The 12598-nt window shown below is 70.0% G+C and carries 13 protein-coding genes; 3 read left to right on the forward strand and 10 right to left on the reverse strand.

Features of this window, described 5'->3' with window-relative positions; all coding sequences use genetic code 11:
• Nucleotides 1–15 precede the first annotated feature (15 nt).
• Nucleotides 16–1656, forward strand: coding sequence for an acetolactate synthase (locus tag AB0J87_RS44005; RefSeq protein ID WP_363976643.1), 1641 nt, complete (start codon nucleotides 16–18; stop codon nucleotides 1654–1656).
• A gap of 3 nt (nucleotides 1657–1659) precedes the next feature.
• Here AB0J87_RS44005 and AB0J87_RS44010 read toward each other — a convergent pair whose 3' ends face one another.
• Nucleotides 1660–3243 carry a serine/threonine protein kinase gene (locus AB0J87_RS44010; protein WP_363976646.1) on the reverse strand — a complete coding sequence of 528 codons (1584 nt, stop codon included), beginning with the start codon at nucleotides 3241–3243 and terminating at the stop codon, nucleotides 1660–1662.
• A gap of 250 nt (nucleotides 3244–3493) precedes the next feature.
• Between AB0J87_RS44010 and AB0J87_RS44015 the strand changes: the two genes are divergently transcribed.
• The gene (locus AB0J87_RS44015; protein ID WP_350729275.1) at nucleotides 3494–3886 is read left to right on the forward strand and encodes a thioesterase family protein; all 393 of its coding nucleotides are present in this window, start codon (nucleotides 3494–3496) and stop codon (nucleotides 3884–3886) included.
• On the opposite strand, the gene AB0J87_RS44020 is transcribed toward AB0J87_RS44015, so the two are convergent.
• The 7 genes from AB0J87_RS44020 to AB0J87_RS44050 form a co-directional block, all read right to left on the reverse strand.
• On the reverse strand, nucleotides 3876–4088 hold the full coding sequence (locus tag AB0J87_RS44020) for a biotin/lipoyl-binding carrier protein (protein WP_363976649.1): 213 nt from the start codon (nucleotides 4086–4088) through the stop codon (nucleotides 3876–3878). The two genes, AB0J87_RS44015 and AB0J87_RS44020, sit on opposite strands and share 11 nt — an antisense overlap.
• A 32-nt stretch (nucleotides 4089–4120) precedes the next feature.
• Nucleotides 4121–5476: a biotin carboxylase N-terminal domain-containing protein gene (locus AB0J87_RS44025; protein ID WP_355205095.1), complete on the reverse strand. Its 1356-nt coding sequence runs from the start codon at nucleotides 5474–5476 to the stop codon at nucleotides 4121–4123.
• Nucleotides 5477–5572: 96 nt separating this feature from the next.
• Nucleotides 5573–6865 carry an HD domain-containing phosphohydrolase gene (locus AB0J87_RS44030; RefSeq protein ID WP_350729270.1) on the reverse strand — a complete coding sequence of 431 codons (1293 nt, stop codon included), beginning with the start codon at nucleotides 6863–6865 and terminating at the stop codon, nucleotides 5573–5575.
• Complete coding sequence (locus AB0J87_RS44035) at nucleotides 6862–8211, reverse strand: HD-GYP domain-containing protein (protein WP_363976654.1); 1350 nt, start codon at nucleotides 8209–8211, stop codon at nucleotides 6862–6864. Before AB0J87_RS44035 ends, AB0J87_RS44030 begins: the two co-directional genes overlap by 4 nt.
• 225 nt (nucleotides 8212–8436) lie before the next feature.
• Nucleotides 8437–9378: an NAD-dependent epimerase/dehydratase family protein gene (locus AB0J87_RS44040; protein WP_363976657.1), complete on the reverse strand. Its 942-nt coding sequence runs from the start codon at nucleotides 9376–9378 to the stop codon at nucleotides 8437–8439.
• Between the two features lie 9 nt (nucleotides 9379–9387).
• Entirely contained in the window at nucleotides 9388–9654 is a 267-nt protein-coding gene (rsrA, locus tag AB0J87_RS44045) for a mycothiol system anti-sigma-R factor (RefSeq protein WP_363976660.1), read from the reverse strand.
• Nucleotides 9651–10256, reverse strand: a complete 606-nt coding sequence (locus AB0J87_RS44050) for a sigma-70 family RNA polymerase sigma factor (RefSeq protein ID WP_173526616.1) — start codon at nucleotides 10254–10256, stop codon at nucleotides 9651–9653. Before AB0J87_RS44050 ends, rsrA begins: the two co-directional genes overlap by 4 nt.
• A gap of 234 nt (nucleotides 10257–10490) precedes the next feature.
• Here AB0J87_RS44050 and AB0J87_RS44055 point away from each other — a divergent pair, with 234 nt between their 5' ends.
• On the forward strand, nucleotides 10491–11231 hold the full coding sequence (locus AB0J87_RS44055; RefSeq protein ID WP_357750681.1) for a methyltransferase domain-containing protein: 741 nt from the start codon (nucleotides 10491–10493) through the stop codon (nucleotides 11229–11231).
• Between the two features lie 61 nt (nucleotides 11232–11292).
• Here the strand turns inward: AB0J87_RS44055 and AB0J87_RS44060 are convergent, their stop codons facing one another.
• Nucleotides 11293–11625, reverse strand: a complete 333-nt coding sequence (locus AB0J87_RS44060) for a TraR/DksA C4-type zinc finger protein (protein ID WP_350729262.1) — start codon at nucleotides 11623–11625, stop codon at nucleotides 11293–11295.
• A 154-nt stretch (nucleotides 11626–11779) separates the two neighbouring features.
• Nucleotides 11780–12526, reverse strand: coding sequence for an SOS response-associated peptidase (locus AB0J87_RS44065; RefSeq protein ID WP_350729260.1), 747 nt, complete (start codon nucleotides 12524–12526; stop codon nucleotides 11780–11782).
• Nucleotides 12527–12598: the final 72 nt, after the last annotated feature.

Consider the following 12598-nt stretch of genomic DNA (forward strand, 5'->3'; position numbering starts at 1 on the left):
TGGTAAGTTCCCGGCATGGAGTCTGCGAAGCACGCCGGTGACGCCGCTGTCGCCGTTTCCAAGGCCTACGGTGTCGAGACCATGTTCACGCTGTCGGGAGGGCACGTCTTCCCCCTTTACGACGGCGCCGTACACGAGGACATGCGCATCCTCGACGTACGCCACGAGCAGAGCGCGGTCTTCGCCGCCGAGGCGACCGCCCGGCTGACCAGAAGACCGGGCCTGGCCGTCCTGACCGCGGGCCCCGGCATCACCAACGGCGTCAGCGGCGTCGCGACCGCCCACTTCAACGGCTCCCCCGTCGTCGTCATGGGCGGCCGGGCGCCCCAGTCGCGCTGGGGCAGCGGCGCCCTCCAGGAGCTGGACCACCCGCCGCTGCTCAAGCCGATCACCAAGCTGTCGTTCACCGCGACCGACGCCGAGTCCATCGGCCAGGACGTCGAGATGGCCTTCCGCACCGCGGTCGCACCCCACCGCGGCCCGGTCTTCCTCGACTTCTACATGGACCACCTGTTCTCCCCCTCGCCCACGCACGAGGTGCGGACGCAGACGCCGTCGCCGCTCGAGCCCGACCCCGACGACCTGGCCGCCATCGCGCGGCTGCTGGCCGAGGCCGAGCGGCCCGTGCTGGTCTACGGGTCCGACGTGTGGATGGACCGGGCCGAGGAGGCCGCCCGCGACTTCGCCGAGACGTGGCGGCTGCCGGTCATCCCCAACGGCCAGGGCCGCGGCGTCCTGCCCTCGGGCCACGAGCTGCTGGTCACACGGGCCCGCGGCCTGGCCCTCAAGCAGGCCGACCTGGTCATCGTGATCGGCACGCCGCTCGACTTCCGCCTGGGCTACGGCTGGTTCGGCAGCAAGGACGCGCTGGCCCGGGTCGTCCACATCGCCGACGCGCCCTCGCAGCTGGCCACGCACATGCAGCCGGCCGCGTCCGCCGCGGGCGACCTGTCCGTGGTGCTCTGGAGCCTCGGCACCGCCTGCGGCGACGCCGGGGTCAAACCCGACGCGTACGCCTCCTGGGTGTCGAAGCTGGCCGACACGGCCGCCGCGGCCATCGCGGGCGACGCCGAGCTGCTGGCCTCCGGCTCCGACCCGATCCACCCCATGCGCGTGTACGGCGAGCTGGGCAAGGTCCTGGCCGACGACGCCGTGGTGATCGGCGACGGCGGCGACTTCGTCTCCTACGCGGGCAAGTACGTCGAGCCGAAGCAGCCGGGCAACTGGCTCGACCCCGGCCCGTACGGCTGCCTCGGCACCGGGCTGGGCTACTCCGTCGCCGCCCGCCTGGCCAGGCCGTCCTCGCAGGTGGTGCTGCTGCTGGGCGACGGCGCCGCGGGGTTCTCGCTCATGGACGTCGACACCCTCGTCCGCCACAAGCTGCCCGTCGTCATGATCTGCGGCAACAACGGCATTTGGGGCCTGGAGAAGCACCCCATGCAGCTCCTGTACGGCTACGACGTGGCCGCCGAGCTCCAGCCGCAGTGCCGCTACGACCAGGTCGTGACCGCGCTGGGCGGAGGCGGCGAGCTGGTCACCAAGCCGTCGGAGATCGGGCCGGCGCTGCGCAGGGCGTTCGACTCCGGCATCCCGTACATGGTGAACATCGCCACCGACCCGCAGATCGCCTACCCCCGCAGCACCACGGGGGTGTGAGACCTACGACTTCGGCGTGGCGCTGGGCGAGGGGCTGCCGGTGCTGTCCTCCGGGCAGACGCCGTCGACGATGACCAGCGTGACCGGTTTGGTCACCTCCTGCACCGTCAAAGCACCCGGCACGGTCCGGACAACCTTGCCACAGCGCATGCCGTTGGAGGTGGAGGTCCGGTCATCGGGGATGATCTCCTCGAAGCCCGCCGCCTCGACCATCTCCTGCGCCTGCAGGAACGGCATCCCGACCACCTTGGGCACGCGTGCCCTCTTGACGTCCGACGTCGGGGTGCTCGTGGGCGTCTTGGTCGGCGTCTTGGTGACGCTCGGCGTGCTGGAGGGCGTCTTGGTCGGCGTCTTCGTCGGCGGCTTGGCTTCCTCGGTCTCCACGGGCCTCGGCCTCTCGGTCGTCGGCTCGGGGTTCGGGGTCGGCTCCTCCACGTGGGTCTTCGGGGGCTTGGTCTTGGGGGGCTTGGGACTGCTCTGGTTGGCCACCGACGAGGCGGTGCTCGTCGGGGCGGGCCCGCTGGGGGTCATGCCCGTCAGCGCGACCGCGGTGGCGCCCGCGCCGAGCACCGCCGCGACGGCGATGCCCGCGATGAGCCCGGTCCTGCGCGGCGCCTTGGCCGCGCGGCGGCCGCCCGGGCGCCGGTCGGCCATGGTCGTCGTCTCTTCGGCGGGACGCGCCTGATGGGCACCCGTCTGGTACGCCTCCAGCGGCGGCGCCATGGTGGCCCCGGTGGCCGGCGCCGGCTGTTCGGGGATCTGGGCGGGCGCCTGCCCGCTCGCGATGGCCTTGGCCGCCTCGCTCATGGCCCTGGCGGTCGGGTAGCGCCTGGCCGGGTCCTTCGACAGCGCGACCTCGACCAGCGTGCGCACGGCCTGGGGGATGTCGGCGGGCAGCGGCGGCGGGGCCTCGCGGATGTGCTTGAGCGCGATCGTGACCGCGCTGTCGCCGTCGAACGGCCGCTGCCCCACCAGGCACTCGTACGCGACCACGCCGAGTGCGTAAATGTCGACCGCGGGCGTGACAGGGGCGCCCTCGGCCTGCTCGGGGGCGCAGTAGGCGGCCGTGCCGAGCACCATGCCGGCGTCGGTCAGCCGGTTGGCCAGGTCGGAGCGGGCGATGCCGAAGTCGGTCAGCACCAGCGTGCCGTCGCGCTGCACGAGCAGGTTGCCCGGCTTGACGTCGCGGTGCACGATCCCCTGATCATGCACGGCCTGCAGCGCCGACGCGGCCTGCGCGATCAGCTCCATGGCCGCCTGCGGCGGGATCCTGCCCAGCCTGGCCAGCAGCCGGTCGAGCGGCTCGCCGTCGACGAACTTCATGACCAGGTAGACGGTGTCGCCGCTGATGCCGTAGTCGTAGACGTCGACGACGCCGCTGTGGTTGATCGTGGCCATCGCCCGTGCTTCCCCCTGAAAGCGAGCGACGAATCCGGGGTCCTGCGTACGACCGGGAAGCAGCACCTTTACGGCGACGGTGCGGGCCAGGACGATGTCCTCTCCGCGCCACACCTCGCCCATGCCGCCGGCGCCGATGCGGGTGTCCAGCCGATACCGCCCCGCCAGCGTCGTTCCTTGGGCCACCATGACTCCCCCGTTACCCCCCTACACCAGTAACCTCTTGCACCCCGCGGCTCCAACAAAGCGAACTTTCGTCGCGGACAGGTCACACAGTGGTCACGGAACTCAGAGAGTGTACGACCCACCTGTTTCACATGCCACTCAAATGTCTTAAGCCGTACCACACCCTATCCTGGGGCCTTATGCCCGCACTTGTCCGCGTTTCCGGGAAGTCAGCTGACCCGTTGGACAGGTGCGACCGCCGTAGGCTGACCCCATGACGCTCGCTCCGGGTCTGCGCGCCCAGTTGCTCATCATGGTCGAGGTGGAGGACACCGCGAAGAAGGTCGGCAGCGGGGACGTGCCGGTGCTCGCCACGCCGCGGCTGCTCGCGCTGGCCGAAGCGGCGACCGTACAGGCCCTGGACAAGCACCTCGCGCCGGGCGAGACGTCGGTCGGCACCAGGGTCGAGCTCGAACACCTGGCCGCCAGCCCGCTGGGCACGCACGTGCAGATCGGCGTCGAGCTCACCGAGGTCGACGGGCGGCGGCTGGTCTTCGCCTTCGAGGCCCACGACAAACACGCCGTCGTGGGCCGCGGCACCATCGAACGCATCGTCGTCGACCGCGCCAAGTTCCTGGCTAGAACACGGCGACCTACTATTGGATGACGGCGATCAGGTCGCCTTCCTGGATCACGTCGCCCTCGGCCACCTTGACCTGCGCCACGACGCCGTCTTCCTCGGCGAGCACCGGGATCTCCATCTTCATGGACTCGAGGATGACCAGCGTGTCGCCGTCGGAGACGGTGTCGCCCTCCTTGACGACGACCTTCCAGACGTTCGCGACCATCTCAGCGCGTACCTCAGCCACCGGAACTCCCCTCTGTCATCAATGTACTCACCTTAGGCCCGCATCCGCCCAACCAGACCAGTGTCGTAGACACCAGTGACAAACTCCGCGTTGTCCAGCAGCTCCGCGCAGAACGGCAGATTGTTCTTGGGCCCTTCGACGACGAACGCGTCCACCGCCTTGCGCCCCTTCTCCAGCGCGTCGGCGCGGGTCTCGCCGTGGACGCAGAGCTTGGCCAGCAGGGGGTCGTAGAACGGGGTGACCGTGTTGCCCGCCGCGTAACCGGAGTCGACGCGTACGCCCGCTCCGTCCGGCTCCACCCATGCGGTGATCGTGCCAGGTCCGGGGAAGAACCGCTGGGGATCCTCCGCGTAGACCCTGAACTCGATCGCGTGCCCGGTGGTCGCGGGCCGCACCTCGGGGCTCTCGCCGGCCGCGACGCGCAGCTGCAGCTCGACCAGGTCGAGCCCGGTGACCAGCTCCGTGACCGGGTGCTCCACCTGCAGCCGGGTGTTCATCTCCAGGAACACGAAGTCCTGCTGGTCGGCGTCGACCAGGCACTCGACGGTGCCCGCGCCGAGGTAGCCGACGGCCTCGCCGGCGCGCACGGCGGCGGCCAGCATGCGCTCGCGCAGCTCGGGGGTGATGCCCGGGGACGGCGACTCCTCGACGACCTTCTGGTGACGGCGCTGCACCGAGCAGTCGCGCTCGCCCAGGGCCACGACCCGGCCGTCGGGCAGGCCGAGGATCTGCACCTCGACGTGGCGGGCCCGCTCGATGTAGCGCTCGAGCAGCACGGCCGGCCCGTCGAGCGCGTCGCCCGAGAACCTGGCGGCCGCCCTGGCCGCCTGCTCGAACGCCTTGGCCAGGCCCTCGTCGTCGTGGGCCACGCTCATGCCGATGCCACCGCCGCCGCCCGCGGTCTTGACCATGACCGGGTAGCCGATGGCGTCGGCGGCCTTGAGCGCCAGCGACAGGTCGGTGACCGGCTCGCGGGTGCCCGCGGCGACCGGCACGCCGGCCTTCTCCATGAGGTTCCGGGCGTTGATCTTGTCGCCCATCTTGTCGATGGCCTCGGGCGCGGGACCGATCCACACCAGCCCGGCGTCGATCACGGCCCTGGCGAACGCGACGTTCTCCGCGAGGAACCCGTAACCCGGGTGAATCGCCTTGGCGCCGGTCGCGCGGGCCGCCGCCAGCACCTTGTCGGCGTCGAGGTAGCTCTGCGCGGGGTCGGCCGGACCGATCAGCACGGCCTCGTCGGCCTCCCGTACGAACGGCAGGTCGCCGTCGGCCTCCGAGTGGACGGCGATGGCACGCAGCCCCAGCCGCTGGACCGTGCGGATGACCCGCCGCGCGATCTCCCCTCGGTTGGCGACCAGAACGGGTCCGAGCGTCTCAATTAACACGCCGACCACACTAAAGCCGCGACCGCCGCGGCTCCTTCCCCCTAAACCACCGATCCGGCGATCATGATCTGTAGGAACCCCACAATTCCGTACGGGCTAGACCCGCCCGCGGTCGATCACCCGGGTGAGCGCCTCGATCGCGTGGGGATCGTACGCGCTGCCCGACGACAGCCGGATGCGCTCCAGCGCGGCCCCCGCGCGGTCGCGGTCGGTCGAGGGCCCCACCAGGTCGTCGTAGGCGTTGGCGACCTTGATGATGCGGCTCGACAGGGGCGGGTCGTCGGTGATCGGATCGCACTGGCGCCGCACCACGTCGGCGACCCGGTCGAGCACGCCGGTCTGCCTGATCACCTCGGCGCCCAGCTCGGCGATGCGCCGCGCCTGGTCGGGCTCGGTGAGGACGGTGGCGCCGCCGGGGATCGGGTCGCGCAGCGAGAGCTGGCCGATGTCGTGCATCAACGAGGCGTACTCCAGCTCCAGCAGCTCGGGCTCGGACATGCCCAGCTCTCTGCCGATCGCCACGGCCAGGCGGCTCACCCGGCGCGAATGGCCGGGCTCGACGTAGCCGCCGACCTCCGTGACCCGCGACAGCGCGCGTACGGTCTGCAGGTAGGTGGCGCGGATCCCGGCGTACTTCCTGAAGGCCACCTGCGTGACCAGCAGCGGCGCCGCGAACACCAGCAGCGCCACCAGGTCCATGCTGTGCGTGGCCAGCGCGAGCAGCACGCCCGACGAGGCCACGGCCGCGCCCAGCGGGAAGGCCATGTTGACCTCGTCGCGCACGGCCACCCGGAACGAGGTGCGCAGCCGCTCGGCCCGCAGCAGCGCGGCGATCAGCACGTCGATCAGCAAGGTGATCGCGATGAGCGTGACCATCACCGCGAGGGCCGGCCACCAGGTGCTGGTCGGCGGCTTGGTCAGCAGGTAGAGCGGGTCGGCCAGCGGCCGGAACGCGAAGGCCAGCAGCGCGCCGGTGAGCAGCCGCCGCGCCATCGCGTCCAGCCGCGGCGGGCGGCCGACCGCCAGGTGCGGGAGCGCGCCGGCCGCCATGCCGACCGCGATCACGGCGACCACCTGCAGGGCCGAGTGGCGCAGCGGGTTCTGGCTGAGGTCGAGCAGCAGCGTGTAGCCCAGCGCGGCGGCGGCGCCGATGGGCGCGACCTCCCTGTTGCCCGGCATGGTGAGCCTGGCCAGCTCGCCGACCGCGATCAGCGCCCCGAACCCGACCGCGATCTCCGTGCGATCGAGCCCGACGGCCGCGGTGTGGGCGACGCCGGCGATCGCGACCAGCCCCGCCGCGCAGATGAGCAGCAGCTGGCCGGAGTCGAGCCGGCGGAAGACCGTGTTCGCAGAGCGTTCTGCGCGCCTCGGGCGCTCCGTGGTGATCATTGTCCGGTCACGACCTCGATGGGCATGGTCGGGTCGTCGTGGTCCTTGATCGGGGTCTCGTCGGGCGGCGGCGCCTCGACCTTGCGCGGCGGCTGCCACGGCTCCCGGTCGAGCACCCGGATGAAGGCCGCGACCATGACCGGGTCGAAGTGGGTGCCCGCGGTCTTGCGCAGCTCCTCGAGCGCCTCCGGGACGGGCCTGGCGCCCCGGTAGGACCGGTCGGAGGTCATCGAGTCGAACGCGTCGGCCACCGCGATGACCTTGGCGAACTCGGGGATCTCGTCACCTGCCAGCCCCATCGGGTAGCCGGTGCCGTCGTGGCGCTCGTGGTGGTGCATGATCCCGGCGTAGGCCTCGTCGAGGAAGCCGATGCCGCGTACGATCTCCAGGCCCCGCATGGGGTGGAGCTGGATCGCGGCGAACTCCTCCTCGGTGAGCGGCCCGTCCTTCTGCAGCACCTTGGTGGGCACCCCGAGCTTGCCCACGTCGTGCAGCATGCCCGCGTAGCGGATGGCCCGTACGCGCTCGGGACCCATGCCGATCTCCTGAGCGATCATGGAGGAGGCGAGCGAGACCCGCGTGCAGTGGCCCCGCGTGTAGTAGTCCTTGGTCTCGACGGCCTGGCAGAGCGCGGCGATCGTGGCGTCGTACGAGCGCTGCTGCGCGTGATACTGGCCGAACGCCCACCGCGCCACGAACAGCGGCAGCAGCACCAGCACCGCCGAGATCGACTGCACGGTCGCCCAGAGCCCGGCCACCAGCAGCCCGAACGTGCCGTACCCGAGATAGGACAGCAGGAACTGGGCCATGCCGCGCAGCGGCACCTCCGTGGCCCGCACCCGCGTGGCCAGCCCGATCATGGTCAGCGTGAGCACGATGTTGAGCGGCACGAAGACCGCCATGGCGGCGGCGTAGGGGCCGATGAGATCGTCGAAGGCGTTGACCTGGGGCACGCCGACCTGACCGTGGAGCGCCTCGTAGACCCACCCGGACACGTAGCCGCAGATGGCGAACTGCGCCCCGTTGAACAGCCGCTTGATCAGCGGCAGCCCGGGCCGCACGCTCACCATCGCGGTCAGCCCCACCAGTGCCGCGCCGTCGGGCCCGATCAGCACCACCGCCGCCAGCGAGGCGGAGAAGCTGACCGACACCGCGAACTGCTCCACGTTGAGCAGCGTCGGCATCGACTCGCACACCAGGAACAGCAGGGCGAGCACGAGAAGGACGTCGAGGTCCTCCGGGGCCACGGGGGCCCCGGAGACCATGACGCTGCGCACCATGAGAGCGACCGCCGCGCCGATCACGGCGACCAGATAGACCCTTGCAGGCCACGGCAGATCACGCATTGCGGCCCCCTACGGACATCAGGTCCAGGACACCCCTGGGGGAAGCACTCCCCCAGCGATCAGCATGACCACAGGAGTGAGCATGACGACGGCCGTGAGCAGTCGGGCGACCATAGACTTGAACATCCACATGCCTCCACGTCGAGTTCTGGGGTTCAACGCTACAGAAGACGACGTCGCCGCATGGGCGGAGTCGGAAATCGCAAGCAAAGCGTAATCAAGCCACTACTTCACGCGACGATTTCGGGCCCATTCGACTGTTTTCTTCACACCTGTCGGCAGGTCCGTACGCGGCTGCCAGCCGAGCCCTTCGTGGGCCGGCACCGGATCGACCGCCATCGCGGGCAGGTCGCCCACGCGCGGCGGCGCGAACCCGGGCTTGTCCTGGGCGCCCGCCGCGTCGGCGATGAGCGAGTGGAGGCGGCGGTCGGTGGTCTGGATGCCGGTGCCGAGATTGAACCTTTGGCCGTCGCCACGCTGCCCGAGCGCCTGGACGAAGCCGTCGACCACGTCCTCGACGTAGACGTAGTCGCGGGTCTGGGTGCCGTCGCCGTAGACGACCGTGGGCGTGCCGCTGAGCAGCGCGTCGGTGAAGATCGACACCACGCCCGCCTCGCCCTCGGGCGACTGGCGCGGGCCGTAGACGTTGGAGAGCACCAGAGTGGTGTATTCGATGCCGTGGAGCGCGCGGAACGCGGCGAGGTACGTCTCGCCGCTCAGCTTCGACGCGGCGTACGGCGAGCGCGGGTCGGTGGGCGCGTCGCCGGGCACGGGGATCGTGCCGGGCCTGCCGTAGACGGCCACGGACGAGGCGAACAGCACCTTGCGGGCCCGCCCTTCGTGGGCCGCGGCGAGCACGGACGCGGTGCCCTCGACGTTGATCCGGGCGTCGCGCCTGGGCTCGGCCACGCTCTTGCGCACGCTGATCTGCGCGGCCAGATGGCAGACGACCTCCGGCTGCAGCTCCGCGACCAGGCCGGTCAGCGCGGGGTCGAGCACGTCGAGCACGTGCAGCCGGAAGTGGTCGCTGGAGGCGGCCTCTGCCAGGTTTTCCCTGGACCCCGATGACAGGTCGTCGACCACGTCGACCTCATGCCCCTCGGCGAGGAGGCGATCGACGAGATTGGACCCGATGAACCCGGCACCCCCGGTAACCAACACGCGCATGGGGGAATCCTAGTCGGCCAGCTCCGATCTCACCTGTGCGATGCGGGCGAGCACTTTGGAGCGCAGATCGCCGGGGACCGGGTCGCAGCCGCAGTGCTTGTGCACGAGCGCCTTGATCGCCTTGTCCAGGTCGTATTCCTGGAGGCACGGGCCGCATTCGTCGAGATGCACGCGGATCTCGACGATGTCGGTCTCGGTCAGCTCGCCGTCGAGATAGGCGTAGACCTTGTCGAGCACTTCGCGACAGTCGGTGTCATGCGGGTTGCCACAGCTCATTTCGATCCCTCCGCCGGGACCAGACCCCGCTCACGAGCATAGTCCTCAAGGAGGCCCCGGAGCTGCCTGCGTCCTCTGTGCAGCCTCGACATCACGGTGCCGATCGGAGTGCCCATGATGTCGGCGATCTCTTTATAGGGGAAGCCCTCGACGTCGGCCAGGTAGACCGCGATCCTGAACTCCTCCGGCAGGGCCGCCAGAGCCTGCTTGATGTCGCCGTCGGGCAGATGCTCGAGCGCCTCGACCTCGGCCGACTTCAGCCCGCTCGAGGTGTGCGACTCCGCCCGCGCGAGCTGCCAGTCCTCGATCTCCTCCGTGCCGGACTGCTTCGGCTCACGCTGCTTCTTGCGGTAGCTGTTGATGAACGTGTTCGTCAGGATCCGGTAGAGCCACGCCTTGAGGTTGGTGCCCTCCTGGAACTGGTGGAACGACGCGAACGCCTTGGCGAAGGTCTCCTGCAGCAGGTCCTCCGCGTCCGCGGGATTCCGGGTCATCCGGAGCGCGGCGGAGTAGAGCTGCTCGAGATACGGCATGACATCGCGCTCGAATCGCTCGCTTCGCTGCTCCAGCGTCTCCGCGCCTGTCGCGGGCACCGGACCCACCCCCCTAAGATCACCGGTGGCCAGCTGTTGCGGAACACCGTACTCAGGGGAGGATACCCGCTGGCCGGTGCCTTGCCGGTCAGTGGGGAGGGGTCTTGCCATAGTGAGCATGCTCGTCGCAACACGCCCGCGCACTTGTCTGTTCCCGCAAGATAGAAGGTACGAAGGACCCGGTGCGGGGAACGTCCATACGTACCGGCTGGTAGCCCTTTACCCGGAACTCAGGAGTCGCGTGTGCTGCCCATTCCGGCCGAGGAACTGAACGGCTCAGGGACGCTTGGGCCGTACTGGACCTTCTACCGCGCCGTCGCCGCCGAACAACTCAACCGCTGGCTCCCCGGCCAACCCTCCGTCGTCCTCGATCTCTCCGGCGGCCGCGGGCGTTGGTCCGGCCAGGTGGCCAGGGCAGGGCACAAGGTGATCGAGGTGCTCGACTTCCGCCGCACCGTCGACGGGCGGTCCGGCCTGCGGGACGCCGACCGGGTCCGGCACGTACGCGCCGACGATCTGGCGTTCCTGCCGGACGCGAGCGTGGACGCCGTGCTCGCAGAGGAGCGCGTGATGTCGATCGAGCTGATGGCCGAGTCGGCGATGAGCGACGTGGCCAGGGTCCTGCGGCCCGGCGGGCGGGCGCTGGTCTGCGTCGACTCTCTGGTGCTGGGCATGGCGATCCTGGCCGAGCAGGAGCAGTGGCAGCACCTGCGGCAGACCGGGGAGGTCATGCTCGTGCCGTGGCCGGACGGCAGCATCACGCGGTGCTTCAGCAGCGGGCAGCTGCGCGAGCTGCTGATGGGCGCCGGGCTCGAGGTGGAGTGGATGCGGCCGCGCACGGTGCTGTCCCCGTCCACGGTCGACCACGTGCTCGGGGCCGACGCCCGCGCGCTCAACTACCTGGTCCGTACGGAGCTGGAGGCCCATCCGGACGATGACGACACGGTCGGCATCCATCTGGTCGCCAGCTGCCGCAAAAGCTGACTCCGCCTGGCTGTAGAGAGGTGTGCCGCCGTTCTTCGTGTCCGGCGGCATCCCGGCTCGCTCAGCGGCGCCGCTCCCGCTTGCCCTGGCACTGCACGCACCGCGCGGCCTCCGGACGGGCCTCCAGCCGCCCTTCCGGCACCGGCTTGGCGCAGTCGAGGCACCGGCCGTACACGCCTTGTTCCAGGCGCTTGATGGCCTCGACCACGGCGCGCCGCTGTGATGTGGCCACGGTCAGCATGGCCTGGGCCCGATCGGCGTCGGTCAGGTCAGAACCCGCGTCGGCCGCCGAGTGCTCGCGCACGGCGACGGGGTCGCCCTGGAGGACCCCGATCGATCGGTCCAGTTCCGCGAGCATGTCTTCCAGCCGCTCACGAGCGGTCGTGACGTCCACGAATCCGCACCTCCGGGTGAATCACGGCAACCCGCGGCTGGGACTCCCCGGTTGTCCCGCCCGGTGCAATTAGGGGCATTTATGGCGGTGACACCGAGTAAACGGATGCATCGCTTTCCTCACCGGATGCCCACTTACCGTGCTTCTTACACCTTTAGAAAAGTGCGGTTTCCTCCTCTTCCGGTAGAGGTTTGATGAGGTCCGGGCCATTGTTTCTGACGTTGTTGACGTCCGTGGAGACCGGATACGCCGTGAGCCGCCCCTGCTCGGCGGGCACCAGCAGCCGCGTGGCCTGCCCGACGTCGGTGACCTTGGGGTCGAGCCACTCGGCCCAGCGTTCGCGCTCGATCATCATGGGCATCCTGTCGTGGATGCGGCCGAGCTCGTCCTCGGCGTCCGTGGTGATGACGGTGCAGGTCACCAGCCATTTGAGAGGATCGTCATCGGCCCGGGACGGGTCTTTCCAGAACTCGTACAGGCCCGCCATCGCCAGCACCCCGCCGTCCTCGGGATGGATGAAGTACGGCTGTTTCTTTTTCTTCTCGCCTTCGACCGGCATCCACTCGAAATAGCCGTCGGCCGGGAGCAGGCACCTGCGCTTGGCGAACGCCTGCCGGAACGACGGCTTCTCGGCCACCGTCTCGATCCTGGCGTTGATCAGCCGGGACCCGATCGACGGGTCCTTCGCCCAGGCGGGCACCAGGCCCCACTTCACGACCCTGAGCTGCCGCACCGCCCGCTGGGCCTCCTTGGGCACGCGGCTCAGCACGGCGTAGACGTTCTTGGTCGGCGCGACGTTGTAGTCGGCCCCGAGCTCCGTGTCGGGGTCGCCGTCCTGCTCGACCTCGAACTCCTCGAGCAACTCGTGTTTCTTGCGCGCCGACGCGTATCTACCGCACATAACCCCACACTGCCACGTACGGTACGGCTTTCGCTCGCCTGCCCGCCTCGGGGCGTCCACAAAAGCAGGAGG

This window comes from Nonomuraea sp. NPDC049625, from assembly GCF_040675285.1.
Classification (GTDB): Bacteria; Actinomycetota; Actinomycetes; order Streptosporangiales; family Streptosporangiaceae; genus Nonomuraea; species Nonomuraea angiospora_A.

Bases quoted from the DNA above. Each gene is read 5' to 3' on its own strand.
- AB0J87_RS44005 (WP_363976643.1), top strand. From the start codon at position 16: ATGGAGTCTGCGAAGCACGCCGGTGACGCCGCTGTCGCCGTTTCCAAG.
- AB0J87_RS44010 (WP_363976646.1), bottom strand. From the start codon at position 3,243: ATGGTGGCCCAAGGAACGACGCTGGCGGGGCGGTATCGGCTGGACACC.
- AB0J87_RS44015 (WP_350729275.1), top strand. From the start codon at position 3,494: ATGACGCTCGCTCCGGGTCTGCGCGCCCAGTTGCTCATCATGGTCGAG.
- AB0J87_RS44030 (WP_350729270.1), bottom strand. From the start codon at position 6,865: ATGATCACCACGGAGCGCCCGAGGCGCGCAGAACGCTCTGCGAACACG.
- AB0J87_RS44035 (WP_363976654.1), bottom strand. From the start codon at position 8,211: ATGCGTGATCTGCCGTGGCCTGCAAGGGTCTATCTGGTCGCCGTGATC.
- AB0J87_RS44040 (WP_363976657.1), bottom strand. From the start codon at position 9,378: ATGCGCGTGTTGGTTACCGGGGGTGCCGGGTTCATCGGGTCCAATCTC.
- rsrA (WP_363976660.1), bottom strand. From the start codon at position 9,654: ATGAGCTGTGGCAACCCGCATGACACCGACTGTCGCGAAGTGCTCGAC.
- AB0J87_RS44065 (WP_350729260.1), bottom strand. From the start codon at position 12,526: ATGTGCGGTAGATACGCGTCGGCGCGCAAGAAACACGAGTTGCTCGAG.